Below are 26,646 nucleotides of genomic sequence, written 5' to 3' on the forward strand. Positions count from 1 at the left end.
TGGTCGGTCCGATGAGGCTTCCCCGGGGATGCGGGAAAACCCTGAACGAGGCTATTCAGGGCAAAAGGCAGATCGATGACGCCCCCGCCGCGCGGCCCGGCTCTTCGAGGCGCCGTGCAACCTCTGCGAACTTCTGTTAGCCCGAACGGCTTGGACCGCCCTGCCGACGCGCTTCGCACTTGCGCGCGGCGCGAGCGCGACGATCATCTGGAACCCATCGCATCGCACCGGGCCGGGCCGCAGTCACAGCCGGCTGCTACCCGCTGCGCCCCGCCCCTTCGAATAATCCGGCGACGGCCCGCGCGCTCCCGTGCAGGGCCGTGTTCCAACCCATTCGAAGGAGACAAGAGACATGGCGCGCAAGATCCTGATGCTGTGCGGCGACTACGCCGAAGACTACGAAACCATGGTGCCCTTCCAGACCCTGCTGGCCGTGGGCCACACGGTCCATGCGGTGGCGCCGGACAAGAAGGCCGGCGACTGGGTCCACACCGCCATCCACGACTTCGAGGGCGCGCAGACCTACAGCGAGAAGCCGGGCCACCGCTTCACGCTGAACGCCAGCTTCGCCGACGTGCGCCCCGAGGCCTACGACGCGCTCGTCATCCCCGGCGGCCGCGCGCCCGAATACCTGCGCATGAACAGCCGCGTGGTCGAGATCGCGCGGCACTTCCTGGCCGCCGACAAGCCGCTCGCCGCGGTGTGCCACGGCGCGCAGCTGCTCGCGGCCACGGGGCTGCTCAAGGGCCGCAGGGTGTCGGCCTATCCGGCCTGCCAGGTGGAAGTGGAACTCGCGGGCGCCGAGTACATGGGCATTCCGGTCGATCAGGCAGTGACCGACCGCAACCTGGTCACCGCGCCGGCGTGGCCGGCGCATCCGGCATGGCTCGCGCAGTTCCTCGCGGTGCTGGGCACGCGCATCGCGCATTGACCTTCGGATGGACGGGCGGCGCTACAGTGCGGCGTCGCCCACCTTCCTTCAAGCAAAGGAGACAGCCACCATGTGCGAAGTCTTCATCAGTGCCGATCCGCAGAGCTACGACGCGCGCACGCGCTCGGTGCGTCTGCACGGCGTGGTCACCAGCATCCGGCTGGAGAACCTGTTCTGGCAGGTGCTGGAGGAAATCGCGCGACGCGACGGCATGGTCGTGGTGCAGCTCATCGAGCGGCTCTACGACGAACTGGTGGCCGCGCGCGGCGAGGTCGGCAACTTCGCCTCGTTCCTGCGGGTGAGCGCCCTGCGCTACGAGGCGCTGCTGGCGCAGGGGCGCATTCCGGCGGACAACTCGGTGGCGATCCGCTCGCTCGACGCGAAGGCGGTGCTGCACGAGTTGCCCGAAGGCTGGGGCAGCCCTCTGCCCGAGCAGGCCCGCGTACACACGCTACACGTGGCAGCGCGGCGGCAGGCTTAGCCGGTTCGATCAGTCGAGCGAAACGTTCGCCTTGCGGATCACGTCGGTGAAGCGCTTGGTCTCGCTCGCCACGAACTCGTCGAACTGAGGGCGCGTGGTCGGGAAGGGCTCGTAGCCGAAGCTCTTGAACTTCTCCAGCACGTCGGGCTCGGCCAGGCCCTTCTCGATGTCGCGCTTGATCTTCTCGGTGACCGAGGCGGGCAGTCCCTTGGGCACGGCGATGGCGTTCCAGCCGATGACCTCGAAGCCCTTCGGGCCGCCCGATTCGCCGACCGTCGGCACGTCGGGGAAGGCGGCCACGCGCTGCGGCGCCGCGGCCGCCAGGAAGCGCAGTTTGTTCGCGCGCTGCAGCGGGCCGGCGGTGGCGCTGCTGCCCAGCGCGAAGGCCAGCTCGCCCGTCGCCACCGAGGTGTACAGCTGCGTGGTTTCCTTGTAGACGATGTGCTCCATCTGCGTGCCGGTGGCCGACTCGAAGAGCTCCGAGCCCAGGTGCACCGGGTTGCCCACCGACCACGAGCCGTAGTCCAGCTTGCCCGGATTCGCCTTGGCGTCGGCGATCAGATCGCCGATGGTCTTGTACTTGCTGTTGGTGGCGACCGTGAAGAAGAAGTAGGTCTTGAACAGTGGCAGCAGCGCGTCGAAGTCCTTGTTCGTGTCGTAGGGCAGCTTCTTGAAGAGCGCCGGGTATGCGGCGAGGTGCACGTTGTCGAGCACGATGATGTCGTGGCCGTCCTTCGCGCCGCGCTTGAAGGCATCGATGGCAATGAAGCCGTTGCCGCCGGGGCGGTTCTCGACCACCACGGGCTGTCCCCAGACGCGCGAGAGCTTGTCCGCCACCAGGCGCGCCACGCCGTCGGGGCCGCCGCCCACGGGGAACGGCGTGATGATCCGCACGGGTTTGCTGGGAAAGGCCTGCTGCGCGGGAGCGGCTGCGGGCAGCAGCGCCGCGGCGGCCAGTGCGAGCGCGGCAATGCCGGCGCCACGGCGCGTTGTCTTCGTCGACGTGTGGTTCATCCTCTGATCCTTCTTTCTCTCTGTCTTCTTGGGTTGAAAAAATGCCATCGGGCCGCTGTTGCCGCGGCTGCCGATGGCCTTGTCTTCTTGCTTCTCTGGTTGTTCTTCGTTTCGCCGCGGTCCGGTCGTCAGACGCGTTCGAGGATCACCGCGATGCCCTGCCCCACGCCGATGCACATCGTGCAAAGCGCATAGCGGCCGCCGCCCTTGTGCAGCTGGTTCACCGCGGTGGTGGCCAGGCGCGCGCCGCTGGCGCCCAGCGGGTGGCCCAGCGCGATGGCGCCGCCGTTGATGTTGACGCGCGCGTCGTCGTCCTTCAGGCCCAGCAGGCGCAGCACGGCGAGGCCCTGCGCGGCGAAGGCTTCGTTGAGTTCGATGACGTCGATCTGGTCGAGCTTCAGGCCGGTGAGCGCCAGCACCTTCTGCGTAGCGGGCGCGGGGCCGATGCCCATCACGCGCGGTGCGACGCCAGCGGTGGCCATGCCGACCACGCGTGCGCGCGGCGTGAGGCCATGCTTGGCGGCGCTGGCTTCGTCGGCCAGCAGCAGCGCGCAGGCGCCGTCGTTCACGCCGCTGGCATTGCCGGCGGTGACGGTGCCGTCGGGACGCACCACGCCCTTGAGCTTGGCCAGCGATTCGAGGCTGGTCTCGCGCGGATGCTCGTCCTTGTTGACGATGATCGCGTCGCCCTTCTTCTGCGGCACGGTCACGGGCACAATCTCGGCGTCGAAGAAGCCCGACTTCTGCGAGGCCACGGCGCGCAGCTGCGAGTTGAGCGCCATCAGGTCCTGCGCCTCGCGCTCGATCTTGTAGTCGGTGGCCACGTTCTCGGCCGTTTCGGGCATCGAGTCGACGCCGTACTGCGCCTTCATGAGCTTGTTGACGAAGCGCCAGCCGATGGTGGTGTCGTACACCGCGTTGTTGCGGCTGAAGGCGCTTTCGGCCTTGGGCATGACGAAGGGCGCGCGGCTCATGCTCTCGACGCCGCCGGCGATCATCAGCCCCGCTTCGCCGGCGCGGATGGCGCGCGCGGCGGTGCCCACGGCATCGAGGCCCGAACCGCACAGGCGGTTGATGGTGGCGCCGCCGAGTTCGAGCGGCAGGCCCGCCAGCAGCGCCGACATGCGCGCGACGTTGCGGTTGTCCTCGCCGGCCTGGTTGGCGCAGCCGTAGAGCACGTCGCTCACAGCCTGCCAGTCGACGTTCTTGTTGCGTTCCATCAGCGCCTTCAGCGGGACCGCGCCGAGGTCGTCGGCGCGAACGCTGCTGAGCGAGCCGCCGTAGCGGCCGAAGGGGGTGCGAACGGCGTCGCAGATGAAGGCTTGGTTGGTCATGTCTGTCTCTCTTTGATGGCTTGGAAGGGGGTCAGGCTGCGATCGGAAGTCCGACGAGCTTCTCGAGTTCTTCGCGGCTCAGGCCGTCGACGAGGTCGACGAGCTTCAGGCCCTGCGGCGTGCATTCGAGCGTGGCGAGGTCCGAGTAAACGCGCTTGACGCAGCCGATGCCGGTCAGCGGGTAGGTGCATTCCTTCACCAGCTTGCTCACGCCCTGCTTGGTGAGCAGGTCCATCATGACCCAGGTCTGCTTGGCGCCGATGGCGAGGTCCATCGCGCCGCCGACGGCGGGAATGGCGTCCTTCTCGCCGGTGTGCCAGTTGGCGAGGTCGCCGGTGGCCGACACCTGGAATGCGCCGAGCACGCAGATGTCGAGGTGGCCGCCGCGCATCATCGCGAAGCTGTCGGAGTGATGGAAGAACGAGCCTCCCGGCAGCAGCGTGACGGGCTGCTTGCCTGCGTTGATGAGGTCGTAGTCTTCCTCGCCGGCTTCGGGCGCGGGGCCCATGCCGAGGATGCCGTTCTCGCTCTGCAGGATGACTTCGCGGCCCTTGGGCAGGTGGTTGGCCACCAGCGTGGGCTGGCCGATGCCCAGGTTGACGACTGCCCCGTCGAAGATGTCCTGCGCCACGCGGGCGGCGAGCTGGTCCTTGGTGCGGCGTGTGTAGTTCGTGCTCATGGTCATGCTGCCTTCTTGAAGCCGCCGGCCTGGGTGGCCACGCGTTCGATGCGCACCACCTGGTGCACGAAGATGCCGGGGGTGACGATGGTCTCGGGGTCGAGAGTGCCGAGCTCGGCGATGTCGTGCACGGTGGCGATGGTCTTCTTCGCGGCCATGGCCATCACCGGGCCGAAGTTGCGCGCCGCCTTGCGGTAGACCAGGTTGCCCCAGCGGTCGCCGCGCTCCGCCTTGATGAGCGCCACGTCGCCGTGGATGGGGTACTCGAGCACGTACTGCTTGCCGTCGATCTCGCGGGTCTCGCGGTTGCCCGCCAGCTGCGTGCCGTAGCCCGTGGGGCAGAAGAAGGCGCCGATGCCGGCGCCCGCGGCGCGGATGCGCTCGGCCAGGTTGCCCTGGGGCACGAGTTCGAGCTCGAGCTTGCCGCTGCGGTAGAGCCCGTCGAACACCTGGCTGTCTGCCTGGCGCGGGAAGCTGCAGATGATCTTGCGCACGCGGCCGGCCTTCAGCAGCGCTGCGAGGCCGGTCTCGCCGTTGCCCGCGTTGTTGTTGACGACCGTGAGGTCCTTGGCGCCCTGCTCGACGAGCCCGTCGATGAGCTCGTTGGGAATGCCGGCGGTGCCGAAACCGCCGATGAGAACCGTGGCGCCGTCGGGGATGCCAGCGAGGGCATCGGCGACCGAGCGCGCGATCTTGTTGATCATGAAGCCTGTCTCCGGAAGTGAGGAAAGGGAACGAAGAAACGAATCCGCCTGAACGCGCCGACCGATTCTGCGAACCGCCGATTTGTTCGTCTAAAGAACATTTGTTCGTATAATGAATTCTAGAGAGGAAGACGAACCATGGCAACCCACGCGTCACAACCCGAGACACCGGCCCCCGGCGACAGCTACGTGCAGTCCTTCGCGCGCGGGCTGCAGGTGATCCGCTCGTTCAGCGCCAATGCGCCGCACCAGACGCTCAGCGAGGTGGCCGCCGGCAGCGGGCTGACGCGCGCGGGCGCACGGCGCATCCTGCTCACGCTGCAGACACTGGGCTACGTGGTGACCGACGGCAAGCTCTTCACGCTCACGCCGCGCATCCTCGACCTGGGCTTCGCGTATCTCTCGTCGATGCCGATCTGGAACCGCGCCGAGCCGGTGATGGAGGCGCTGGTGCAGCAGGTGCAGGAGTCGTGCTCCGCCGCCGTGCTCGATGCCACCGACATCGTCTACGTGCTGCGCGTGCCGACCAAGAAGATCATGCACATCAACCTGGGCGTGGGCTCGCGCCTGCCGGCCTACTGCACCTCGCTGGGCCGGCTGCTGCTGGCGGACCTCGACGACGACGAGGTGCGCGCACGGCTCGAAGCCTCGAACATCGAGGCGCTGACCCGGCACACGATCACCGACATCGACGCGCTCATGGCCAAGGTCGCGCAGGCGCGCAAGCAGCAGTGGTGCCTGGTGAACCAGGAACTGGAGGAAGGCCTGATCTCGGTGGCCGCGCCCGTCGTCGACCGGCAGGGCCGCATGGTGGCAGCGCTCAACATCAGTGGCCAGGCGAACCGCACCAGCGCGAAGGCGATGCAGGAGACCATGCTGCCCGCGCTGCGCGAAGCGGCGGACCGGGTCTCGCGGATGCTCTGATCGCGGCCGATCCGCACTGAACAAGAACGAAAGACGAAAAGCGAAAGGCGAAAGGACATTCACGGACAGGTCACATCGACTTCCTAGATTGCACCCCTCACAACAACACCGGAGGATCCAATCGTGTCCAGTCGCTTCATCCCGCTCAGCCTGCCGCGCCATATTGCAATCGCGGCCGTTGCATCCGCCGTCCTCGCCGCATGCGGGGGCGGCGGCAACGGAAACGGCATCGTCCTTCCGCCCGTGGCGGGTACGCCCGCTCCTTCGCCAGCTCCGGCGCCCGCGCCTGCTCCCGCTCCCCAGCCGTCGCCGGATCCTTCCGCGGGCCTGCCGCACAAGCTCACCGGCTGGGCCTCGCTGCCCGCCACGTTCCGCCAGCCCGGGCCGACCACGGGCCAGTTCATCACCGCCGCGCTCGGCGTGACGCCGCCCTTCGTCGACGGCCAGCCCCTGCCCGGCTTCTCGGCGCTGCTGAAGAACGACGACGGCACCTGGACGGCCATGCCCGACAACGGCTACGGCAGCAAGAGCAACTCCGGCGACTTCGTGGTCGGCTTCTACAACGTGAGCATCGATTTCCGCACCGCATCGAACGGCACGACGGTGCCCGGCACCGTGAAGGTCAACAGCCATGTCGCGTTCAACGACGCCAAGGGCTACCTGAAGGACGGCAAGGGCGTGGACCTGAAGATCACCGCCGACTTCGCCAACTACCAGACGGTCTCGGGCAATAACCTCGTCGACAGCGGCAAGCCCGTGGACACGCGCATCGTCAGCGGCCGGCTGCTGACGGGCTTCGACCTCGACGTCGAGTCGATCGCCCGCGCGAAGGACGGTACGTATTTCGTGGGCGAGGAGTTCGGCCCCTACATCCTGCACTTCGACAAGGACGGCACGCTGATGAGCGACCCGGTGCCGCACCCCTTCCTGCGCAGCCCCTCCAACCCGCTGGTGATGAACGAGGGCGCCACTGCGACTTCGCTCTCCAGCCGCGGCTTCGAGAGCCTGGCCTTCAACGGTGACAAGACCCGCCTCTACGCGGTGCCCGAGGCGGCGCCTTCGCTGGCCTCGCTGCGCCCTGTGGCCGACGACGAGCGCTACCTGAACTTCTTCGAGTTCGATCCCGCCTCGATGCTCTACACCGGCAAGAACCCGGTCTACAGGAAGGACGGCCCCGCCAAGGACAACCAGATCGTCATCGGCGACATGACCAACATCGGCGGCAACAGGTTCGTGCTGATCGAGCGCGACAGCCTGTACGGCTCGAAGGCTGTGGTCAAGCGCCTCTACATGGTGGACCTCGACGTGAAGGACGCCGATGGCGTGCTGAAGAAGACGCTGCTGGTCGACCTGCTGAACATCTCCGACCCGGACGACATCGGCGGCCCGCTGGCCAACGTCGCGAACGGAAAGTTCAGCATGCCCTTCGACTCGATCGAAAGCGTCGAGGTGGTGGACGACTACACGCTCGCCGTCGCGATCGACACCAACTATCCGACGGAAGACGGCCGCGTGCCCGGCAAGCCGGACGACACCGAGATCGTCACGATCCGCTTCGAGCAGCCGCTCTTCAAGCGCGGCACGCCGAAGACCTGAAGAGCCCCGGAAGGCATCAGCCTTCCGAGTGGATGCCCTTCATGATGATCACGCCGCCCAGGCGCGTGGTGTCGGCGCGCATGCGCTTGGCCAGCGTGTCGGGCGAGCCGGGTTGGGCCTGCCAGCCGGTCTTCAGCAGCGCCTGGCTCACGTCGGGCGAGCTGATGACTTCGACCAGCGCGGCATTGAGCTTGGCGATGGCCGCCGGTTTCATGCTCGCAGGCGCAGCCAGCGCGGTCCAGATCTCGAGATCGGCGCCGCGCACGTCGGCGTCGCGGATGGTGGGCAGCTCGCCGGCCAGCGGGCTGCGCTCGGGCGAGGTCACGCCGATGGCCTTGATCTTTCCCGACTTGATGTGCGGCAACGCGAGGCCCGGCGGCAGCAGCGCCAGCTGGATCTCGTTGGCCAGCAGGCCCGCGATCACCTGCGGATTGCCGGTGTAGGGCTTGTGCTGCGCGGTGATGGCCGCGCGGCTCTTGATGAGCTCCATGCCCAGGTGGCCCACGGTGCCCACGCCCGGCGTGCCGTACTTGGCGCCGCTGCCGAGGTTGCGCACCCACAGCAGCTGCTCGGCCGAGGTCTTGCCCGCGGCGCTGCCCGACACGGCCAGCACCAGCGGCGCGGTGCCGATCAGGCCGACCGGCGCGAAGTCCTTCTCCGGGTCGAAGGGCAGCGACGGATTGAGCAGCTTCGCGATCGTCAGGTTGCCGTTGATGAGCGCGCCGATGGTGTGGTCGTCGGTGGCCTTCGCCACCTGGTCGGCCACGGTGTTGCCGCTGGCGCCGGGCTTGTTCTCGACGACCACCGGCTGGCGCAGGATCTTCGACAGCGGCTCCGCGATGGCGCGCGCCGCGAGGTCGGGCGATGCGCCTGCGGGAAAGCCCACGAGGATGTGGACGGGCTTGGTCGGCCAGGCCGCATCGGCGGTGCCGCTGTTGCGTTGCTGCTGGGCCCACGAAGTCTTCGCAAGCAGCGAAGCGGCAATGGCTGCCGCGCCGCCTTCGAGCAGGCGGCGTTTGGTGATCGTCAAGATGACTCCAGAGAGTGAAGAGAACGGGAACTGATTACATTGTGTTTACACAACGTTACAGGACGACGTTGCTTTTCGCAAGTCCGAAGTGCCTTCCCGTCAGGGTCTCTGGTGTAGGAAAGTAGTATTTCCGGCCGATGTTCCCAGCAGTTTTCGCTGCGTGGGGAACAGCGACCAACCCCAGCGCTGCTGCGCGAATCCCCACAGCCCCTGCTTGAAGAACAGCGTGACGAGGATCGCGAGCAGCCCCAGCCCCAGCAGGTACCAGGTGCCGTAGTCGCTCAGGAACTTGTTCAGCGCCCAGAAGATGAGCGCGCCCACCAGCGGCCCCTCGATGCGCCCGATGCCGCCGATGACCACCATGAAGATGGCGAAGGCCGTCCAGTTGACGCTGAAAGCCGCGTCGGGGCTGATGCGCAGGTTGCCCACGAAGTACAGCGCCCCCGCGAGCCCCGCGCCGAAGGCCGCGACCACGTACACCGCGAGCTTCATGCGCGCCACCGGAATGCCCTGCGACTCGGCGGCCACCTCGTTGTCGCGTATCGCCAGCAATGCCAGGCCGCGCTTGCTGCGAAGGAACAAATACACCAGCACGATCGCCGCGACCACGCAGGCCAGCGCCATCCAGTAGGTCGTGCTCTCGCGCGTCGCCTTGTCGATGCCGCGCAGCGCGGTCAGCGTGGTGCCCGAGCCGCCGCCCACCGCCGACGCGTTGGCGAAGCTCAGCCTGAACACCTCCGCGATGACCCAGGTGCCGATGGCGAAGTAGCCGCCCGACAGCCGGAACGCGACGAAGGACACCGGCACCGCCACCAGCCCTGCGGCCAGCGCGGCCAGCGGTATCGCCACGAAGGGATTCACGCCCGCGAAGTTGCCGAGCATCAGCATCACGTAGCCGCCAAAGCCGAAGAAGGCCTGCTGCCCGATGCTCACCATGCCGCCGTAGCCGGCGAGCAGGTTCCACATCATCGCGAAGATGAAGTAGCAGGCGATCTCGACGAACTCGCGCATCCAGCTCGATTCGCCCCAGAACGGCAGGCTCGCCGCGACGAGAACGATGGCGATGCCGGCGAACAGCGCCGCGCGGCTCGCGGCCGTCGCGCGTTCGACCGCGACGATGGAAGGAGGCATGTTGGTCATCCGCGCGTCCTCGGAAAAAGCCCCTGCGGCCGCAGCACCAGCACGGCGAGGAACACGATGTGCCCGAACCAGATGCCCCAGCCCGGGTCCAGCCTGAAGCCGATCTGCTGCGTGACGCCGAGGATCATCGCGCCCGCCAGCGTGCCCCAGAAGGAGCCCATGCCGCCGATGATCACCGCCTCGAAGGCGAAGAGCAGCAGCAGCGGCCCGTCCGAAGGCGACACCGTCGTGCGCATGCCCTGCAGCGCGCCGGCGATGGCGATCAGCACGAAGGCGATGGCAGTCGCGAGCGCGTAGACCTTCTTCGCGTTCAGCCCCATCAGCTCGGCGATCTCGCGGTCGTCCGACACCGCGCGAAACGACCGCCCCAGCGCCGTGCGCGCGAAGAGCCACTGCAGCGCGCCCGTCGCCGCGAGCGCGACGGCCAGCACGACCAGCGGCAGCACGCCCACCGACATCGCCTCGCCGAGCGCAATGCCCTGCGTGCTGAGCCCGCCCGTCTCGATGGCGCGCGGATCGGCCGAGAACAGCTCGAGCAGCAGGTTCTGGATCACGATCGACAGGCCGAAGGTCACGACCAGCGAGGGCAGCGGGTCCTTGCCGAGCGTGCCGTTGAGCACGAAGCGCTGCAGCACGTAGCCAAAGCCGAAGGCCACCGGCAGCACCGCGAGCGCCACCAGCCACGGCGCTTCGCCGCCCGTGAGCGACATGCCCGCGATGACCGCGAACGCGCCGAGGATGATGAAGTCGCCTTGCGCCGTATTGGTCAGCCGCATCACGCCGAACATCAGCGACTGGCCCAGCGCGAAGAGCGTGTAGAGGCCGCCGAGCAGCAGGCCCTGGACGAGGGTCTCAAGCATGGGCCGCCTCCGAGGCCTCGGAGAGGCCGAAGTAGGCCTGCGAGATCTGCTCGCGCGTGAGCTCGGCCGAGCGCCCTTCGAGCGACACGCGGCCTTCCTGGAAGCAGTAGACGCGCTGCGAAACCTGCCGCGCCATGGTCACGTCCTGCTCGACGATGACCACCGTCATGCCTTCCGCCGTGATCGCCGGCATGGCGGCGGTATATTTCCCGGATGACGATGGGCGCGAGCCCCAGCGAGAGCTCGTCGCACAGCAGCACCTCGGGGTTGCTCATGAGCGCGCGGCCGAGCGCAACCATCTGCTGCTGTCCGCCCGAAAGCGAGGTGCCTGGCTGGCCGCGCTTCTCGGCGAGGATGGGAAAGAGCGCGTACAGCCGCTGCAGGTTCCAGGGCCCCTTGCGCGACGGCGTGGCGCCCATCAACAGGTTCTCCTCGACACTGAGGCTCGGAAAGAGCCGGCGGCCCTCGGGCACCATGGCGAGCCCGCGGCGCACGATGTCGCCGGGCGGCAGTCCGCCGATGGGCTCGCCCTTGAAGCGGATCGCATCGAGCGGCGCGCGCACCAGGCCGGTGAGGCTCTTGAGGAAGGTCGTCTTGCCCGCGCCGTTGGCGCCGATGATGGCGACCAGCTCGCCGCGCTCCAGGGAGAAGTCGATGCCGAAGAGGGCCTGGGCGTCGCCGTAGAAGGCCTTGAGGGCGTGGGTGGAGAGCAGGGTGTTCATGGCGTTTGCTCCCTCGGGTCTTGCCCCCTCTCCCGCTTGCGGGAGAGGGAACAAGTCCGAAGACAGGCGTTTGCGCTCATGCTTCCATCCCCATGTAAACCCGCCTCACCTCCGGATCGCCCATCACCGCCCGCGGCGCCCCCTCCGCCAGCTTCTGCCCGAAGTTGATGACGAACAGCCGGTCCGCCAGCGACAGCAGCGCATGCACCACGTGCTCGATCCAGATCATCGTCATGCCGCGCGCCTTGATGCGCTTGAGCTCGCCGACCAGCACGGCGGCCTCGGGCTCCGTGAGGCCGCCCGCGATCTCGTCGAGCAGCAGCAGCTTCGGCCGCGTGGCCAGTGCGCGCGCCAGTTCCAGCCGCTTGCGGTCGAGCAGGGTCAGGCCGCCCGCAGGCTTGTTGGCATGCGCCATCAGGCCCGTCTGTTCCAGCACCTCCTGCGCGGTGTGCCAGGCATCGCGCTCGGTCTGCTGCCCGCCGAAGCAGGCGGCCGTCACGAGGTTCTCGAACACGCTCATGTTGCCGAAGGGCTGCGGCACCTGGTAGCTGCGGCCGATGCCGGCGTGGCAGCGCTGGTGCGGCTTCAGCCGCGTCACGTCGCGGCCGGCGTATTCCACGCGTCCGGCGTCGACGCGTACGTCGCCCGAGATCAGGTTGAAGAGCGTCGTCTTGCCCGCGCCGTTGGGCCCGAGGATGCCCAGCGTCTCGCCCTCGGCCACCGCCAGCGTGATGCCGTCGGTGACCTTGAGCGCGCCGTAGGATTTGCTCACGGCATGCAGTGCCAGCAGCGTCATGTCAGAGCAAGCGCAGCTTGCCGCCAGCGGGAATGTTCGTCGCCGCCTCGTTGTTCACGATGGTCAGTTCCACCTTGTACTTGGTGCCCTTGCCCCACTGGCCGAGCACCAGCGGCGTCTTGCTGACGTTCTTGAAGGGCCCCTGGCCGCCCCACTTCACCGGGCCGACCACCGAGTTGATGGAGGTAGACGCCACCGCGTCGCGCACGTCCGACGCCTTCAACGACTTGGCGCGGCCCAGCGCATTCGCCGCAACCTCGAAGAGCGCATGCGCGAAGCCGATGGGCTGCGTCCACTGCTTCTTCGTGCCGGTCTCGTAAGCCTCGGCCAGCGCCTTTGCGCTCTGCTGCGTGAGGCTCGAGGTGAACGGATGAGAGGGGCTCCACCACACCTCGGTCGACAGGCCGTCGCCCAGGTCGCCCAGCGCCTCGATGGCGCCGGGGAACAGCAGCGCCTTGCCCAGCGTGATGACCTTGGGCTTGAAGCCCTGCTGCCGCGCCTGCGTGAGGAAGGTCTTGGCGTCCGGCGGAATCACCACGCCGGTGACGATCTCCACGCCGTCCTTCTTGAAGGCCGCGATCTGCGCGCTGAAGTCCTGCGTGCCGTTCTGGAAGCGGCCCGGGTCGGTGAGCGTGAAGCCCATCTGCGAGAGCGGCTTGGGAAAGCCCAGCTCCTTGTCGCCCCACGCGTTGCCGTCGCCGTCGTTGGGAAACAGGCCACCCACCTTCTTGTTGGTGGCCAGCGTCTTCCAGCCGTTGGTGAAGTTGGCGATGACGTCCTCCAGGCCCCAGAACATGTGGTACGTCCAGTTGAAGCCCTTGGCCGGATCGCCCTTGCGGCCGAAGAACCACGGCTGCCACGGCACCACGCTGGAGATGCAGGGCACCTCGTTGAGCTCGCAGGCGTCGCTCACCGGGTTGGCGGTCTCGGGCGTGCCCGCGGTGAGCACCAGCGCCACCTTGTCCTTCAGGATCAGGTCGTTCGCCACCTCGCCCGCGCGATTGGGGTTCGACTGGCTGTCCTTCAGCACGATCTGCACCGCGTACTTCTTGCCGCCGACCGTGATGCCGTCCTTGAAGGCCGCCTTCATCTGGTCGATGACCCACTTGTCGGCCTCGCCGAAAGGCGCGAGCGGCCCGGTCTGCGGCGACACGTAGCCGATCTTCAGCGTGTCGGCCGCGAACACCAGCGGTGCCGCGCCCGATGCCACCAGCGCGGCCGTGGCCTGCGTGAACTGCCTGCGATTGAATGCCATGTTTGTCTCCTTCTGTCGTCCTGTCGTCGGACTCTGCGTCGCTTCCACTGCTACTCCAAGCTCAGCTGGCGCTCTCGCACCAGCCGGGCCCACTTGTCCTGCTCGGTGCGCAGCACCGCCGCGAACTGCTCTGGCGTGCCGGCGATGCCCGTCAGGCCCTGCTCCTGCAGGCGCGCGGCGAAGGCGGGGTCGGCAACGATCTTCTTCACCTCGGCCTGGAGCCGGTCGATCACGGGGCGCGGCGTGCCCGCGGGCGTCAGCAGGCCGACCCATGAATTGACTTCGAAGCCGGGATAGCCGCTCTCGGCGACGGTCGGCGTGTCGGGGTAGGCGACCGCGCGCTGCAGGCCGGTCTGGGCCAGCGCGCGCAGGCGGCCCGACTTGACGTGCGGCTGCGCGAGCACGGCGGAGAGGAACATCATCTCGACCTGCCCGCCGAGCAGGTCCTGCTGCGCCGGGCCGCCGCCGCGGTAGGGAATGTGCGTGACGAAGGTGCCGCTCACCGCCTTGAAGTATTCGGCCGTGAGATGGTTGCTCGACCCCGGCCCGACGCTCGCGTAGTTGAGGCGCCCGGGCTGCGACTTGAGCAGGCTCACGAAGCTCCTGAGGTCGCGCGCGTCCACCTTCGGGTTGACCAGCAGCACCAGCGGATTGCTCACGATCTGCGTCACCGGCTGCAGGTCGCGCGCGATGTCGAAGCTCAGCTTCGGGTAGACCAGCGGATAGGTGGCGTAGCTGTCGAACACCATCAGCAGCGTGTGGCCGTCGGGCGCGGCCTTGGCCACTTCGGCCGCCGCCAGCGTGCCGCCGGCACCGCCGCGGTTGTCGACGATCACCGGCTGGCCGAGCGCGGCCTGCAGGCGCGGCTGGAGCTGGCGCGCCACCGTGTCGACGATGCCGCCGGGCGGGAAGCCGATGACGACGCGCACCGGCTTCGCGGGCCAGGCCTGCGCGGCGGCGGGCGAAGCGGCGGCGATGAACAGCGCACCGGCAGCGGCGAGGCTCGCGATGAAGCGGGCGGTGATCGAAGGCATCTCTTCTGTCTCCTCGTTCTTTCTCTTGCTCTTCTCTGTTCTTCTCGATCGCCTGCTTCGTCAGCGCACGAAGTGCGGCGGTATCTGCGCGTCGACGTTCACCCACACGCTCTTGACCTGCGTGTATTCGCGCATCGCATCGAACCCCATCTCGCGGCCGTAGCCGCTCTGGCCCACGCCGCCGAAGGGCGAGCCGGGGTTCACGCGCTTGTAGCTGTTGATCCACACCATGCCGGCGTGCAGGTCGCGAGCCACCTTGTGGGCGCGCTGCAGGTCGCGGGTCCACAGGCCGCTGCCCAGGCCGTAGTCGGTGCCGTTGGCGATCTGCATCGCCTCTTCGTCCGACTTGAAGGTGAGCACGGTGACGAAGGGGCCGAACACCTCTTCCTGCGCGACGCGGTCCTTGTACGACCTGGCGCGCATCACCGTCGGTTCGACGTAGCAGCCTTTCGCCAGATCACCGCCGGGCGACCTGCCGCCCGCGAGCAGTTCGCCGCCCTCGCCCTGCGCCACGTCGACGTAGCTGAGCACACGCTCGCGGTGCTGCGCGCTGGTGAGCGGGCCCATCTCCGTCGCGTCGTCGAGCGGATTGCCCAGGCGGATCGACTTCGCGAGCGGGATGAACTGCGCGAGGAATTCGTCGGCGATCTTCTCGTGCAGCATCAGCCGCGAGCCCGCGATGCAGGCCTGCCCCTGGTTGTGGAAGATGGCCCACGCGCTGCCGTTGACGGCCGCCTGCAGGTTCGCGTCCTCGAACACGATGTTCGGGCCCTTGCCGCCGAGTTCGAGCTGCACCTTCTTCAGGTTGCCCGCGCTGGCCTGCACGATGCGCCGGCCGGTGGCGGTGCTTCCGGTGAAGGCGATCTTGGCGATCTCCGGGTGCTCCGCGATGTACTGCCCCGCCACGCTGCCCAGGCCCGGCAGCATGTTGACGACGCCATGCGGCAGGCCGGCCTCGGCCATCAGCTCGGCGATACGGAGGGAGCTCAGCGGCGTGATCTCCGCCGGCTTCATCACGATGCAATTGCCGGCCGCGAGCGCGGGCGCCATCTTCCAGCTGGTGAACATCAGCGGGAAGTTCCACGGCACCACCTGGCCGACGATGCCGACGGGCTCGCGCAGCGTGTAGTTGAGAAAACCCTCTTCCACCGGGATGGTCTCGCCCTGGAATTTGTCGGCCATGCCGCCGAAGTAGCGGAAGCACGCTGCGGTGCGCGGCACGTCGAGCCGACGCGAGTCGCGGATCGGGTGGCCGGTGTCGAGCGATTCGAGGCGCGCGAGCTCCTCGGCATTGGCCTCGATGAGGTCGGCGAGCTTCAGCAGGATGCGGCCGCGGTCGGCGGCGGCCATGCGGCTCCATTTCGGAAAGGCGCGCTTCGCGGCGGCCACGGCCTTGTCGACGTCGGCCTTGCCGGCGAGCGCCACGTCGACGATGGGCGTGTTGTCGTGCGGGTTCAGCGTGGCGAGGGTCTCGCCGGACTCGGCGTCGACGAAGCGGCCGTCGATGAAGAGCTGATGGCGGATGGGCGTGCGCAGGCCTGCCGAAGCGGCGATGTCATTGGGCTTCATGTCTTTGCATTCCTCCCTCTCCCCATGGGGAGAGGGTTGGGGTGAGGGGGCGTTCAGGGCGCAGCGGCGACCCTCACCCCAGCCCTCTCCCGCTCGCGGGAGAGGGGGCCATTCAGAACTGAACGGGAATTTCCGGCGACTCGCCCTTCTGGATCTCGTAGACCAGGCTCGGCGAGCCGTTCTCCCACACCAGCAGCATCGAGCGCTTGGGGCTGAAGCCCTGGTGGCGGCAGTAGGCGGGCATGGCGGCCATGTCGCCGGCCTTCATGATCACGCGGGCCATCGGGCGGCCGGTGTTCTTGTCGCCGCAGTCCCAGTGGATCTCGTCGGTCATCTGGAAGAACCACTCGACGCGGTCGTTGCCGTGGATGATCGGCAGGATGTGCTCCTCGGTCGTCGGGCACATGTAGCTGTGCTTCACCACCGAGGTGAAGCTCGGGTTCCATGTGACCTGCGAGCGGCTCAGGAAGCCGAAGAGATTGAAGGCGTGCACCTCGTTCTCGAAACCGGGCTCGGGGTGCAGCTCGGGCTGGCCCTGCGGCACGTCGGCGAAGGCGCGGTTGACGGGTGCTCCGCGCTCGTCGCTGCGCAGGTCGAGGTCGCCCTTCAGGCCCACGCAGCGCTTGGCGAGCTCGCGCGCCCTGGTGATCTTGGCGGTGTTGTTGCCGTTCTTGCGGCCGTAGGGCGAGCCGGTTTCCTGCGGCGCGGAAAACGGGTCAAAGCTCTCGTTGGTCCAGTCGTCGAGCATGGCCTCGAAGGTGGCGCGGATCTGCGCTGTCGGGAAGTTCTCCAGCAGGTCGATGCCGGCCTCCTTCATGGTGCCGTTGAAGCTGCCGGCGTACAGGTCGACCGACTCGTAGTGGTTGACCGTGCCGAACACGTCGTCGAAGTTGACCCAGCCGTAGAAGAAGCCCCAGGCCACGTCGCGCATCAGCGCGCGCAGGTAGTTGCCGGCGTCCATGGTGTGGCTCATGGGGCGGCCGTCGCGGGTCTTCCAGCCGATGTGCACGAAGTATTCGTCGCGGCGGAAGCTGAAGCTGCCGAGCGAGAAGTCCTTGTAGCCGAGCGTGGCGTCGGGCTGCGACGCGATCACCTTGGCGAGTTCTGCGGGTGCGTTCATGGTGTGTGGCTCCTGGGTTCGGGTGCGGTCAATGTGCCTGGCAGATTTCTGCCCACTTCTCTACCGAAAGATCGCCCTTGCAGCTCTGCAGCACGATCACGCCCGGCTCGCCGGCATTGCGGAACTGGTAGGCGGTGTTCTTCGGCAGCAGCCCCTGGTGGCCGCGCGAGAGCTTCATCCAGCCCATCTTCCTGCCCCTGGGCTCGCCCTTCACGAGCACGGCGCCGTTCTTGTCCTTGTCGGCCACCGTCTGGCTTTCGTCGAGCTGCACGAGGTGCACCTCGACGTCGCCGTCCATCACGAGCGCGAACTCGTCGTGCGCGCAGGTGTACCAAGGCGAGGTGCCTTCGGCGCGCAGCGTCTCCAGCACGTAGATCTGGTTCTGGCCGAACACGACCTTCTCGTAGGGCTTGCTGAGGCTCGCGATCTCGAAGCAGTTGGAGAAGGCGTAGTGGCGCACGTCGTCGTCGATGGGCTCGACGTGGCCCTTCTCGAAGTGCTTGAGGGAACCGAAGCGCGTCTTGTACGTGGCGTCCGGGGCGGTCGAAGTGGTGGCTGGCATGGCTTGTCTCCTTGGATGAGCGAACTCTAGGAGCCATGCGGCGGCACCGGTAGGGACCAGTTTGGAAGAGGATTATTCGGAGCTTCCGAATAATCGCTGGGGTTTACCCCCTGTCGGACCATCGCTCCGGGCCGCCGGCGTCGCCCCCGGCGAGGAGGTCGGCGAAGCGACACGAAGTGCGCGAAGCCTGGGGGAGTGCTCACCTCATCCGCTGGTGCGGCTGAACTCGATCAGCTCGGCCGGGATCAGGCCTTGCTCGATCAGCGTCGCATCCCACGGCGGCACGCGCGTGAAGCGGGTGGCGATGTGCTCGATGAACAGGCGCAGCTTCAGCGCATTGCGCGAAGTGCCCGCGTACACCGCGCTCAGCGAGAACGACGACAGCTGGTGGTCGGCCAGCACCACGCTGAGCTCGCCCCGCGCGATGGCATCGCCCGCCACCAGCGTGGGCAGGCATACGATGCCCGCATGCTCCAGCGCGTATTCGCGCAGCAGGTGCACGCTGTTGGTCAGGAGCGCCGCCGCGAGATAGATGGTGGTCTGCTCGCCGCCGTGGTGGAAGGTCCAGCGGTCGCGCGTGGGGTAGCCCGAGTACAGGCCCAGCTTGTGGCGGTGCAGCTCGCGCGGCGTGGCCGGCGTGCCGTGCGCCTTCAGGTACGCCGGCGTGGCGCACAGCACCCGCCGCACCGGAAAGAGCGGCCTGGCCACCAGCTCCTGCGAGGCCGCGGGAAAGATCTGCAGCGCGCAGTCGACGCCGGCCTTCACCGGGTCGGCCACCGCATCGCTCACGATCAGCTCGAGGTGGATGTCGGGGTAGGTCGTCTGGAATTCGCGCAGCAGCGAGGCGAAGCGCCCCAGCACCATGCCGGTCAGCGCATGCACGCGCAGCGTGCCCGAAGGCGTGCCGCGCGCATCGCGCATCTGGTCGACGATGCTGTCGGCGCGCGCCACCAGCTCGGTGCAGTCGCGCAGGAAGGCCTGCCCCATGTCGCTGAGCCGCACCACGCGCGTGCTGCGGTGGAAGAGCGGCGCGCCGAGGAACTCCTCGAGCTGCTTGACCCGCGTGGTGACGACCGAGTTGGCCACGCGCAGCTGGCGGGCGGCTTCGGCGAAGCTCTGGGTCTGCGCTACGCGAACGAAAGTTTCAATGCTTTGGAGACGGTCCACGGCGGCACTGTACTGCGGGGCCGTGCGGCGCGGGGGCTTCCAGCGGCGTTGCGGGCAAGCCTAAAGGCCGCGAAAGGCCTGTCATCCCTGTATCGGGGGGTTACCCGCCCCACTTACAATCCCTGCCGCATCACCCACCCCTACGAGGTCTTGTCCGCAATGCCCAAGAGCCCCAGGCCACGCGCCCGTTTCAGCTTCTCCCCCACCGTGCGCGCCCTGCTCCTGGCCGCGGCCACCTGTGGCGTCGCGCTTCCGGCGCTGGCGGCCATCGAGCACGAGGAAGTCGACAAGCTCATGCAGGCCGGCAAGCTCGACGAGGCCATGGTCAAGGCCGAGGCCTTCCTGAAGGACAAGCCGCGCGATCCGCAGATGCGCTTCCTCAAGGGCGTGATCCAGCTCGACACCGGCAAGCGCAACGAAGCCATTGCCGCCTTCACGCAGCTCACGCTCGACGCGCCCGAGCTGCCCGAGCCCTACAACAACCTCGCGGTGATCTACGCGAGCCAGAACCAGTTCGACAAGGCCCGCGCCGCGCTCGAAAGCGCGATCCGCACCAACCCCAGCTACGCCACCGCCCAGGAGAACCTGGGCGACGTGTACGCCCGGCTCGCGAGCCAGGCCTACAGCAAGGCGCTGCAGCTCGACCAGAACAACACGGCCGTGCAGCCGAAGCTCGCCGTGATCCGCACGCTCTTCACGCCGACGCCGCCGGGCGGCAAGCCGACCGCGCTGATCGCCGCTGCTGCGCCTGCTCCTGCCGCCAAGGCCGCGCCCGCACCTGCGCCGGCACCCACTCCCGCCGCACCGCCGCCGCCTGCCAAGGTCGCGGCAGCTCCCGCACCGGTGGCCGCCGCGCCCAAGGCACCTGAAGCAGCTCCAGCTCCAGCTCCCGCGCCCGCTCCTGCGCCCGCGGCGGCAAGCAACACCGCCGCCAATGCCGAAGTCGAATCGGCCGTGCGCGCCTGGGCCTCGGCCTGGGCCAGCCAGGACATGGACCGCTACCTCGCGGCCTACGGCTCCGACTTCGCGCCCGCCGGCGGCCAGAGCCGCAAGAGCTGGGAAGAAGACCGCCGTGCACGCATCGTCGGCAAGTCGAGCATCAGCGTGAACATCGAGAACCTCGCGATCAAGGTCGACGGCCAGAACGCGACGGCCAAGTTCCGCCAGGTCTATCGCGCGGACAACCTGAACGTTTCGAGCCGCAAGACGCTGGAGATGCAGCGCTCCGGCAATCAATGGCACATTCGCAAGGAAAGCGTTGGCGGCTAGTGGCAGACATCGTCCGGCAGGGCCGGCTCCAGACTCCTCCGTTCCGTCTGCGCGGCGGGCAACAGTTCGTTGCGGCACTGATGACCGCGTCGGCGCTGATGCTCGCGGCGCCCGGTGCCGCGCTCGCATCGAACGGCTCCGGCAAGGCTGGCGCAGGCGCCCACAAGGAAAAGGCGGAAAAGGCCAAGGCGAAGGCTTCCGCAGGCAATGCACGCGCCGCGGCACGAGCCGGCGCGGCCGGCCGCCCTTCTTCCATCAAGGAAGCCAGGGAATCCCGGGGCCCGAGGCCGGAAGGGTGTCGCCGCGGCAGCAGCGACTTCGGCGACCGTGGCAACGGCGGCGAGGGCCGGGCGCAAGCCCGCTTCGACGGGCGCCATCCAGGAAGCCAGCAACGCCGAGGCACGCCTGATCGCGGTCTATGAGATGTTCGGCCGCGGCCAGACCCGTCCCGCGCTGGCCAAGGCGCGCGACCTGGTGCGCGACTATCCGAACTTCCAGCTCGCGCAGCTCGTCTACGGCGACCTGCTCGCGGCGCAGGTGCCGCCTTCGAACGCCCTGCCCGACACCGCCAGCATCGCGAAGATGCGCGGCAACCCGGCCATGGCCGAGCTGCACGAGGAATCGAAGCGCCGCCTGCAGGCGCTGCGCGAACGCCCGCCGGCCAACACCGTGCCGTCGCAGTTCCTGGCGCTGTCCACCCGCAGCCGGTATGCCATTGCAGTGGACGCCTCGCGCTCGCGGCTGTACCTGTTCGAGAACTCGGACAAGGGCCTGAAGCTCACGGCCGACTACTACATCTCCGTCGGTAAGTCGGGTACCGACAAGGTCACCGAGGGCGACGCGCGCACGCCGCTGGGCGTGTACTACATCACCAGCAGCCTCGACCCGAAGTCGCTGAAGGACTTCTACGGCGCGGGCGCCCTGCCCATCAACTACCCCAACCCGTACGACGTGCGGCGCGGCAAGACCGGCGGCGGCATCTGGCTGCACGGCACGCCGCCGCAGCAGTTCGCCCGGGCGCCGCTCGCCAGCGACGGCTGCGTGGTCATGGCAAACCCCGACCTGAAGCAGCTTTTGCGAAAAGTGCAAATCGGCGCCACCCCGGTCGTGACCGCGCGCAGCCTGCAATGGATTTCGCAACCGCAGGCGGAAAAAGAAGCACAGTCAATTACAAGTGCTATCACCGGCTGGAAAGATGCGCGTACCAGCGGAAATGAAGCGCAATTGAAGAAATTCTATTTGCCCGATTTCCAGCGCAGCAGCAAAAAGGCAACCGAGGGAATTTCGGTCGTCGACGACGAAGTGAAATACGCGCAGGGCAAGCGCGTGCAGTTCAAGGACCTGTCGTACCTCCACTGGAAGGACGGCGACGACACCATGGTCGTTACCTTCGGCGAAGTGTTCGAAGGCGAGAAGAGCGGACGTTCCCGGCGCCAGTACTGGTTACGCCAGGGTACCGACTGGAAGCTCTTCCACGAAGAAATCCTGGGCTGAGGCCCGGTCGAAGCCCTCCCGCCAACGCGGCCACCCCCTTCAACTTGTGACTTTTTGCTCACGAGCTGGGCCTTTTTTGACCGTTACATCTGGGGCTTGGGACCGCGTGCTACGTAACACGTAACGCGTTTGTTCCCGTAACACCCCCGCCGCGCGCGTTCCCCGCGCCGTTACGCCACATCCCCCCTTCATGGGAGGCGCCATGTGGCCTACAGAGGGAAAAATTCACTTCCGAATCGCTAACTAGCTGGCCAGGCTGCTCCTGGCTCCGGCTGGCTAGAGGCTGGCCGCCATCCTGCTTTACCCCTTTTGGCTAGCACACCCTGACGAAAGTCTTGCGGGTTTGCCTTGTTGATACACGGAGTTACGCTGTATAACATCCACCTCGCAAGCCTTTGTTAACACTTCCTTGAAGGGGAAATCATGCTCAGCTCTATTACTCGTTTTCTGCGCGATGAAGAAGGTGCGACCGCAATTGAATATGGAATTATTGCGGGACTTATTTCCGTCACCATCGTGGCTGTTTTGTCTGGAGAAGATGGCTTGGGCGCCCGGCTGGCTAAAGTTTTCTCGGACATTACCGCGAAGCTGACTTCCACCGTCGCACCGAAGTAAATAGACGCAAGTGCCGGCATTGACCTGCTTGCTCTGGTTGCTTTGTGTCGCTGTCTATGACTTCCGAAAGCGCCGCGTCCCCAACTGGCTGGTTCTGTCCGGAGCCGTCTTGGCCCTGGCGATCCTCGGCCTCGGGGCGCAGCCTTTCGGCGTTGGCTGGGCCGCAGCACTCGCAGGCGCCGCATCAGGTTTCGGCTTCCTCTTACTCTTCTACGCAATGGGGCTTATGGGAGCAGGCGACGTGAAATTCGCCGGAGCTCTTGGACTTTGGGTCGGCGCAGCCGCACTGTTGCCGATCTGGATCATCGCCAGCCTGTTCGCCGGACTGCATGGAGCACTCTGGCTGGTTTTGCAGCGCTGGCCCTTCTTCCCGCGGCTTGCCCTGATCCTTTCGGGCCCGCACTCTCCGACCGCTGGCGACACTTCGCCAAGCCGGGCTCGCTTCATCCCTTACGCGGCCTATCTCTCGCTGGCCACGGTGGCCTGGATGTTCTGGGGGCGACAGAGTTAGCAGCCATCTGCCTCTGTCGCTGCAGGCCATTCATTTCCCACTTTTCATGATCGCTTGCCCTCACCCTTCAGCCCGCCGCCCATGATCAATCTCTCAAAAATCCTCGCAGCCATCCTGGTGCTTCTGGCCATCGCGCTGGGTGTCTACGCATGGATTCTGAGCCGGCAGCCCCCCGTACCGGCGGCCGTGGCGACCAACACTGCGAACGCTCCCGTCAAGACGCAACAGGCTCTCACTTATCCGATCGTGGTGGCCGCCAAGTCCCTGCCCGCGGGCCTGGCGATTCCCGCGGACGCGCTTCGCGTGGAACGGCTGACGATCAACCCCGTCGGCGCCTTTCAGGACGTGACTCTCGCTACGGGTCGCGTCCCAGTGCTCGACCTTGCCGAAGGCACCCCGGTGATCGAGAACCAGCTGGTATCCGGCCTCGCACTGCGCCTTGGCGAAGGCGAGCGCGCCGTCGCGATCAAGGCGGACGAGGTCATGGGCGTGGGCAACAAGATCCAGCCCGGCGATTTCGTCGACGTGTTCATCACCTTCAAGTCCGACGGCAAGGAGGTGGACCGCAGCCAGGCGCGCCTGCTGCTAGCGCGCAAGCGGGTGCTGGCTTTCGGTAGCGTCTCCGTCGACGCACTGCCGTCCAAGTCGCCGGACAAGGCCGCAGCCCAGCAGGCACAACGCAACGAGCAGGCCCGCACCGCCGTACTCGCCGTGCCGGTCGAAGAGGTGAACCGGCTGACCATCGGCGATGCCAGTGGCCGGCTGATGCTTGCCCTGCGCAACCCAACCGATCTGTCGGAGCCCGATCCGAAGCTCTTCGCCGAACTGCCCACGGCCCTGCAGCCTTCGACCAAGGCAGGCGAACCGCGCCGCGCGCCGCTCGAGGGGCTTGATCGCGCCCAGGCCGGCCTGACCGCCGCCGACCTCGTCACTGGCGGCAAGGGCCCCGGGGTCCGCCCGCAAACCGCCGAGGTTCATACCACCGCCGCCGGCGCGCCGCGTGCCTCCGGACCTGCGCGCGGCGGGCTTCAGGTCGAAGTCATTCGCGGCGAACGCAGCGAGACCGTGAGCTACTGAGCAGGCAGCCAGCCGGAATCCGCCATCCAGGAAAACAACACATGCACACCACGCCTCGCGAGCAGTCGACCCGTGCCACTCGCAGCCTCATGAACACTTCCTCGCGGCTGCTGCGCCCGTCCCTGATCGCCCTGTGCGCGATGACACAAGCCGTCTGGTCCCCGGTATCGGTTGCCGCCGACGCGCAGCCAGCGCGCGCGCAACCGCAACGCCCCATTGTGCTCAGCGCGGGAACCCAGCAGGAGCTGGTGATCGACAAGGGCATCGACCGCATGGCCATCGGCGACGAGGCAGTAGCCGGCGTCACCATCACGCGCAAGACGCAGAACTCGCCCGCGGCACGGCTGATCGTGACCGGCAAGGCTGCGGGGCGCACCTCGCTGATGGTCTGGGAGAAGGGCAATTCGGCGGCGACCAGCTATGTGATCGAAGTGCGCCGCCGCACCGCCACCCTGGCCGGCTCGATGGACAGCATGACTGCCCACCAGCAGGCTCGCGACACCGCGCTGGCGAGCACTGGAGACAAGGCTGAGTTGGTGGACCGCTCGTCAGTGAGCGTGCGCAGCAGCACTGTCCAAGTCGAGGTGAAGGTCGTGGAGTTCAACCGCAGCGTGCTCAAACAGGCCGGCCTGAACATCTTCAGCACACGCCCCAATTCGAGCGGTTTCAGCTTCGGGGTGTTCTCGCCATCCTCACTGAAATCCGCGACCTTTGCGTCCGACGGACAGATCAGCGGCGAATACAACAATCCGATGGCACAGGCCTTCAGCCTGCTCTTCAATTTCAGCAAGGCCGGCATTGGCCTGAACGTCGGCTTCCTCGAAGGCAACGGCATGGCCCGCGTGCTCGCCGAGCCCACGCTGGTGGCGCTGTCGGGACAGAGCGCGAGCTTCCTGGCCGGCGGCGAGCTGCCGATTCCGGTTCCGCAGGGCCTGGGCACCACCAGCATCGAATACAAGCCCTTCGGCATCGGTCTCACGCTGACGCCCACGGTGCTGTCGAACGAGCGCATCGTGCTCAAGGTGGCGCCGGAAGCCAGCGACCTCGACTACACCAACTCGCTGAGCATCAACGGCGTCGCGGTGCCCGCGATCACCACGCGCCGCGCCGACACCACCGTGGAGCTGGGCGACGGCGAGAGCTTCATCATCGGCGGCCTCGTGAGCCGCAGCACCACCTCCAACGCCGACAAGGTGCCCCTGCTGGGCGACCTGCCGATCCTGGGCGCCTTCTTCAGCAAGAACAACTACCAGATGAAGGAGAAGGAGCTGGTGATCCTGGTCACGCCGCACCTGGTCAAGCCCATCGCGCGCGGCACCGATCTCACGCCCTACCTTCCCGGCACCGCCGAGCAGCGCGACGGCGCTGTGTGGCGCTCCTATTTCCTGGGCGGCGCGATCGACACGCCAGTGCCCGGCTTCTCCCGCTGACCGATCCGACAACCGATGACACGGACCATGCATCGCAGGCTGGCACCATGAACGCACCACGCGACAGCATTCCAGAAACAGGCAGCGAGACCTATCTCTTCGCGTCGACCAACGGCGGCCACATCACGTGGCTGACCGACGCGCTCGGCACCCTCGGCTCCGTGGTGGTCCTGCCACCGGACACGAAGTCGATCGACGAACGCATCGCCCTGCTGGGGCCAGTGGCGGTCTTCATCGACTTCTCGCCCGACCAGGGCGCCACCGCCAGCCAGCTCCACCAGCGCCTGAAGCGCGACTGGCCCACGCTGCCGGTGCTCGCCACCGGCGTGTCGGCCGAGCCCGCCGCCATGCTCTCGGCCCTGCGCGCGGGCGTGGACGACTTCATCGACATGGCCGCGCCGTCCACCGACGCGGTGGTCACGCTGCGCACCTTGCTCGAGCGCCGCAGCACGCTGCAGGGCGGCACGCGCGGCAGCACGCTGGCGCTGCTGGGGGCGCGCGCCGGCCTCGGCGTGACCACGCTGGCCACCAGCCTGTCGCTCGCTCTGAACGACCAGCTCACGCAGGCGCCGCAACGCCCGCCGGGGCGCAGCTCGCGCCACGGCGTTGCGCTGCTGGACCTGGGCCTGCCCGCGCGCGACGGCCTGCTCTACCTCGACACGCAAAGCGGCTTCAGCTTCGTCGACGGCGTGCGCAACCTGCGCCGGCTCGACCAGACGCTGCTGCACACCGCGCTCGCGCATCACACCAGCGGCGTGGCCATCCTGCCGCTGCCCGCGAGCCTCGCGCAGGTGCGCGAGATCTCGCATGCCGACTCGGTCTCGCTCATCAAGCGCCTGGCCGACTTCTTCGACTTCCAGATCGCGGACCTCGGCGGCTTCTCGACCATCGACTTCATGGCGCAGACCGTGCGCGAGGCGCAGCAGGCGTGGGTGGTGTGCGACCAGAGCATCGGCGGCATCGTGTCCACGGCCAACATGCTCAAGGAGCTGCGCGCGCGCAACGTCGAGACCGAGCGCCTGTCGCTGGTGGTGAACAAGTTCGACAGCCACGTGGGCCTGTCGGCCAAGGACATCGCCGAGCGGCTGGAGCTGCCGCTGCGGCACGTGCTGCCCGCGCGCAGCGCGCAACTGCTCGCCGCCGCCAGCCGCGGCGAGATGCTGGTGCGCACCGCGCGCAGCGACCCCTATTCGCAGGCCGTGACGGGACTCGCCCGCAGCCTGCACCAGGAATACATGTCTGCCACGGGCCAGCCACCGGCCAAGGATCCACGCTGGGTCGCGCTCATGTCGCAGGTCACCGGCCTCTGGAAGAGTTCACACGAAGGTTGAG

At 67.5% G+C, this 26,646-nt stretch carries 25 protein-coding genes and 1 pseudogene; 11 read left to right on the forward strand and 15 right to left on the reverse strand.

The features are described from left to right. Nucleotides 1-352 precede the first annotated feature (352 nt). Complete coding sequence (locus ACHMXA_RS29205) at nt 353-931, forward strand: DJ-1/PfpI family protein (protein ID WP_395317356.1); 579 nt, start codon at nt 353-355, stop codon at nt 929-931. A 70-nt stretch (nt 932-1,001) separates the two neighbouring features. Continuing rightward, entirely contained in the window at nt 1,002-1,412 is a 411-nt protein-coding gene (locus ACHMXA_RS29210; protein WP_126025624.1) for a ribbon-helix-helix domain-containing protein, read from the forward strand. A 9-nt stretch (nt 1,413-1,421) separates the two neighbouring features. Here ACHMXA_RS29210 and ACHMXA_RS29215 read toward each other — a convergent pair whose 3' ends face one another. The 4 genes from ACHMXA_RS29215 to ACHMXA_RS29230 all read right to left on the reverse strand — a co-directional run bounded on the left by ACHMXA_RS29215 (nt 1,422) and on the right by ACHMXA_RS29230 (nt 5,143). Then, nucleotides 1,422-2,426 carry a Bug family tripartite tricarboxylate transporter substrate binding protein gene (locus tag ACHMXA_RS29215; protein ID WP_395317357.1) on the reverse strand — a complete coding sequence of 335 codons (1,005 nt, stop codon included), beginning with the start codon at nt 2,424-2,426 and terminating at the stop codon, nt 1,422-1,424. Between the two features lie 128 nt (nt 2,427-2,554). Then, complete coding sequence (pcaF, locus tag ACHMXA_RS29220) at nt 2,555-3,760, reverse strand: 3-oxoadipyl-CoA thiolase (RefSeq protein WP_395317358.1); 1,206 nt, start codon at nt 3,758-3,760, stop codon at nt 2,555-2,557. Nucleotides 3,761-3,791: 31 nt separating this feature from the next. After that, nucleotides 3,792-4,445 (reverse strand): 3-oxoacid CoA-transferase subunit B, encoded by a 654-nt coding sequence (locus ACHMXA_RS29225; RefSeq protein WP_126025627.1) that lies wholly within the window; start codon nt 4,443-4,445, stop codon nt 3,792-3,794. Beyond that, on the reverse strand, nt 4,442-5,143 hold the full coding sequence (locus ACHMXA_RS29230) for a 3-oxoacid CoA-transferase subunit A (protein ID WP_395317359.1): 702 nt from the start codon (nt 5,141-5,143) through the stop codon (nt 4,442-4,444). The genes ACHMXA_RS29225 and ACHMXA_RS29230 overlap by 4 nt, the downstream gene beginning before the upstream one ends. Nucleotides 5,144-5,281: 138 nt before the next feature. On the opposite strand from ACHMXA_RS29230, the gene ACHMXA_RS29235 reads away from it, so the two are divergent. Both ACHMXA_RS29235 and ACHMXA_RS29240 read left to right on the forward strand, forming a co-directional pair. Continuing rightward, nucleotides 5,282-6,067 carry an IclR family transcriptional regulator C-terminal domain-containing protein gene (locus ACHMXA_RS29235; protein ID WP_019656176.1) on the forward strand — a complete coding sequence of 262 codons (786 nt, stop codon included), beginning with the start codon at nt 5,282-5,284 and terminating at the stop codon, nt 6,065-6,067. A 123-nt stretch (nt 6,068-6,190) separates the two neighbouring features. After that, a complete protein-coding gene (locus ACHMXA_RS29240; RefSeq protein WP_395317360.1) occupies nt 6,191-7,663 on the forward strand; it encodes an esterase-like activity of phytase family protein in 1,473 nt (490 codons plus the stop codon). A gap of 16 nt (nt 7,664-7,679) precedes the next feature. Here ACHMXA_RS29240 and ACHMXA_RS29245 read toward each other — a convergent pair whose 3' ends face one another. The 11 genes and pseudogenes from ACHMXA_RS29245 to ACHMXA_RS29295 all read right to left on the reverse strand — a co-directional run bounded on the left by ACHMXA_RS29245 (nt 7,680) and on the right by ACHMXA_RS29295 (nt 18,918). Next, nucleotides 7,680-8,693: a Bug family tripartite tricarboxylate transporter substrate binding protein gene (locus ACHMXA_RS29245; protein WP_395317361.1), complete on the reverse strand. Its 1,014-nt coding sequence runs from the start codon at nt 8,691-8,693 to the stop codon at nt 7,680-7,682. A 99-nt stretch (nt 8,694-8,792) separates the two neighbouring features. Then, nucleotides 8,793-9,833, reverse strand: coding sequence for a branched-chain amino acid ABC transporter permease (locus tag ACHMXA_RS29250; protein ID WP_395317362.1), 1,041 nt, complete (start codon nt 9,831-9,833; stop codon nt 8,793-8,795). After that, entirely contained in the window at nt 9,830-10,693 is an 864-nt protein-coding gene (locus ACHMXA_RS29255) for a branched-chain amino acid ABC transporter permease (RefSeq protein WP_395317363.1), read from the reverse strand. Before ACHMXA_RS29255 ends, ACHMXA_RS29250 begins: the two co-directional genes overlap by 4 nt. Continuing rightward, nucleotides 10,686-11,415, reverse strand: a pseudogene (locus tag ACHMXA_RS29260) (ABC transporter ATP-binding protein). Before ACHMXA_RS29260 ends, ACHMXA_RS29255 begins: the two are co-directional and overlap by 8 nt. A 76-nt stretch (nt 11,416-11,491) precedes the next feature. After that, entirely contained in the window at nt 11,492-12,211 is a 720-nt protein-coding gene (locus ACHMXA_RS29265) for an ABC transporter ATP-binding protein (RefSeq protein WP_176663366.1), read from the reverse strand. A gap of 1 nt (nt 12,212) precedes the next feature. Continuing rightward, entirely contained in the window at nt 12,213-13,466 is a 1,254-nt protein-coding gene (locus ACHMXA_RS29270; protein ID WP_395317364.1) for an ABC transporter substrate-binding protein, read from the reverse strand. A 50-nt stretch (nt 13,467-13,516) separates the two neighbouring features. Next, nucleotides 13,517-14,500: a tripartite tricarboxylate transporter substrate binding protein gene (locus ACHMXA_RS29275; protein ID WP_395317365.1), complete on the reverse strand. Its 984-nt coding sequence runs from the start codon at nt 14,498-14,500 to the stop codon at nt 13,517-13,519. 60 nt (nt 14,501-14,560) lie between these two features. Beyond that, nucleotides 14,561-16,024: an aldehyde dehydrogenase family protein gene (locus tag ACHMXA_RS29280; protein WP_395321409.1), complete on the reverse strand. Its 1,464-nt coding sequence runs from the start codon at nt 16,022-16,024 to the stop codon at nt 14,561-14,563. Nucleotides 16,025-16,181: 157 nt separating this feature from the next. Continuing rightward, complete coding sequence (locus ACHMXA_RS29285) at nt 16,182-17,189, reverse strand: hydroxyquinol 1,2-dioxygenase (protein WP_176663369.1); 1,008 nt, start codon at nt 17,187-17,189, stop codon at nt 16,182-16,184. Nucleotides 17,190-17,217: 28 nt separating this feature from the next. Then, the gene (locus ACHMXA_RS29290; protein WP_395317366.1) at nt 17,218-17,751 is read right to left on the reverse strand and encodes a hydroxyquinol 1,2-dioxygenase; all 534 of its coding nucleotides are present in this window, start codon (nt 17,749-17,751) and stop codon (nt 17,218-17,220) included. A 204-nt stretch (nt 17,752-17,955) separates the two neighbouring features. Continuing rightward, nucleotides 17,956-18,918, reverse strand: a complete 963-nt coding sequence (locus ACHMXA_RS29295; protein WP_395317367.1) for a LysR family transcriptional regulator — start codon at nt 18,916-18,918, stop codon at nt 17,956-17,958. A 159-nt stretch (nt 18,919-19,077) separates the two neighbouring features. On the opposite strand from ACHMXA_RS29295, the gene ACHMXA_RS29300 reads away from it, so the two are divergent. The 7 genes from ACHMXA_RS29300 to ACHMXA_RS29330 all read left to right on the forward strand — a co-directional run bounded on the left by ACHMXA_RS29300 (nt 19,078) and on the right by ACHMXA_RS29330 (nt 26,645). Continuing rightward, on the forward strand, nt 19,078-20,187 hold the full coding sequence (locus ACHMXA_RS29300; protein WP_395317368.1) for a tetratricopeptide repeat protein: 1,110 nt from the start codon (nt 19,078-19,080) through the stop codon (nt 20,185-20,187). A 327-nt stretch (nt 20,188-20,514) separates the two neighbouring features. Continuing rightward, a complete protein-coding gene (locus ACHMXA_RS29305; RefSeq protein WP_395317369.1) occupies nt 20,515-21,681 on the forward strand; it encodes a murein L,D-transpeptidase family protein in 1,167 nt (388 codons plus the stop codon). A gap of 423 nt (nt 21,682-22,104) precedes the next feature. Beyond that, nucleotides 22,105-22,296, forward strand: a complete 192-nt coding sequence (locus tag ACHMXA_RS29310) for a Flp family type IVb pilin (RefSeq protein ID WP_395317370.1) — start codon at nt 22,105-22,107, stop codon at nt 22,294-22,296. A 10-nt stretch (nt 22,297-22,306) separates the two neighbouring features. Then, nucleotides 22,307-22,807 (forward strand): prepilin peptidase, encoded by a 501-nt coding sequence (locus ACHMXA_RS29315; RefSeq protein ID WP_395317371.1) that lies wholly within the window; start codon nt 22,307-22,309, stop codon nt 22,805-22,807. 81 nt (nt 22,808-22,888) lie between these two features. Then, complete coding sequence (gene cpaB / locus ACHMXA_RS29320; protein ID WP_395317372.1) at nt 22,889-23,884, forward strand: Flp pilus assembly protein CpaB; 996 nt, start codon at nt 22,889-22,891, stop codon at nt 23,882-23,884. 41 nt (nt 23,885-23,925) lie between these two features. Beyond that, nucleotides 23,926-25,314, forward strand: a complete 1,389-nt coding sequence (locus ACHMXA_RS29325; RefSeq protein WP_395317373.1) for a type II and III secretion system protein family protein — start codon at nt 23,926-23,928, stop codon at nt 25,312-25,314. Nucleotides 25,315-25,361: 47 nt separating this feature from the next. Continuing rightward, nucleotides 25,362-26,645, forward strand: a complete 1,284-nt coding sequence (locus ACHMXA_RS29330; protein WP_395317374.1) for a histidine kinase — start codon at nt 25,362-25,364, stop codon at nt 26,643-26,645. Nucleotide 26,646 lies beyond the last annotated feature (1 nt).

The sequence above is a fragment of the Variovorax sp. UC74_104 genome (genome assembly GCF_044055375.1).
Classification (GTDB): Bacteria; Pseudomonadota; Gammaproteobacteria; order Burkholderiales; family Burkholderiaceae_C; genus Variovorax.

What these genes read in the sequence shown, in the direction of transcription:
- ACHMXA_RS29325 (WP_395317373.1), top strand. Translation starts at nt 23,926, where the DNA reads ATGCACACCACGCCTCGCGAGCAGTCGACCCGTGCCACTCGCAGCCTC.
- ACHMXA_RS29215 (WP_395317357.1), bottom strand. Translation starts at nt 2,426, where the DNA reads ATGAACCACACGTCGACGAAGACAACGCGCCGTGGCGCCGGCATTGCC.
- ACHMXA_RS29310 (WP_395317370.1), top strand. Translation starts at nt 22,105, where the DNA reads ATGCTCAGCTCTATTACTCGTTTTCTGCGCGATGAAGAAGGTGCGACC.
- ACHMXA_RS29300 (WP_395317368.1), top strand. Translation starts at nt 19,078, where the DNA reads ATGCCCAAGAGCCCCAGGCCACGCGCCCGTTTCAGCTTCTCCCCCACC.
- ACHMXA_RS29255 (WP_395317363.1), bottom strand. Translation starts at nt 10,693, where the DNA reads ATGCTTGAGACCCTCGTCCAGGGCCTGCTGCTCGGCGGCCTCTACACG.
- ACHMXA_RS29275 (WP_395317365.1), bottom strand. Translation starts at nt 14,500, where the DNA reads ATGCCTTCGATCACCGCCCGCTTCATCGCGAGCCTCGCCGCTGCCGGT.
- ACHMXA_RS29330 (WP_395317374.1), top strand. Translation starts at nt 25,362, where the DNA reads ATGAACGCACCACGCGACAGCATTCCAGAAACAGGCAGCGAGACCTAT.
- ACHMXA_RS29250 (WP_395317362.1), bottom strand. Translation starts at nt 9,833, where the DNA reads ATGACCAACATGCCTCCTTCCATCGTCGCGGTCGAACGCGCGACGGCC.
- ACHMXA_RS29205 (WP_395317356.1), top strand. Translation starts at nt 353, where the DNA reads ATGGCGCGCAAGATCCTGATGCTGTGCGGCGACTACGCCGAAGACTAC.
- ACHMXA_RS29225 (WP_126025627.1), bottom strand. Translation starts at nt 4,445, where the DNA reads ATGACCATGAGCACGAACTACACACGCCGCACCAAGGACCAGCTCGCC.
- ACHMXA_RS29210 (WP_126025624.1), top strand. Translation starts at nt 1,002, where the DNA reads ATGTGCGAAGTCTTCATCAGTGCCGATCCGCAGAGCTACGACGCGCGC.
- ACHMXA_RS29290 (WP_395317366.1), bottom strand. Translation starts at nt 17,751, where the DNA reads ATGCCAGCCACCACTTCGACCGCCCCGGACGCCACGTACAAGACGCGC.
- ACHMXA_RS29235 (WP_019656176.1), top strand. Translation starts at nt 5,282, where the DNA reads ATGGCAACCCACGCGTCACAACCCGAGACACCGGCCCCCGGCGACAGC.
- pcaF (WP_395317358.1), bottom strand. Translation starts at nt 3,760, where the DNA reads ATGACCAACCAAGCCTTCATCTGCGACGCCGTTCGCACCCCCTTCGGC.
- ACHMXA_RS29285 (WP_176663369.1), bottom strand. Translation starts at nt 17,189, where the DNA reads ATGAACGCACCCGCAGAACTCGCCAAGGTGATCGCGTCGCAGCCCGAC.
- cpaB (WP_395317372.1), top strand. Translation starts at nt 22,889, where the DNA reads ATGATCAATCTCTCAAAAATCCTCGCAGCCATCCTGGTGCTTCTGGCC.
- ACHMXA_RS29270 (WP_395317364.1), bottom strand. Translation starts at nt 13,466, where the DNA reads ATGGCATTCAATCGCAGGCAGTTCACGCAGGCCACGGCCGCGCTGGTG.
- ACHMXA_RS29230 (WP_395317359.1), bottom strand. Translation starts at nt 5,143, where the DNA reads ATGATCAACAAGATCGCGCGCTCGGTCGCCGATGCCCTCGCTGGCATC.
- ACHMXA_RS29265 (WP_176663366.1), bottom strand. Translation starts at nt 12,211, where the DNA reads ATGACGCTGCTGGCACTGCATGCCGTGAGCAAATCCTACGGCGCGCTC.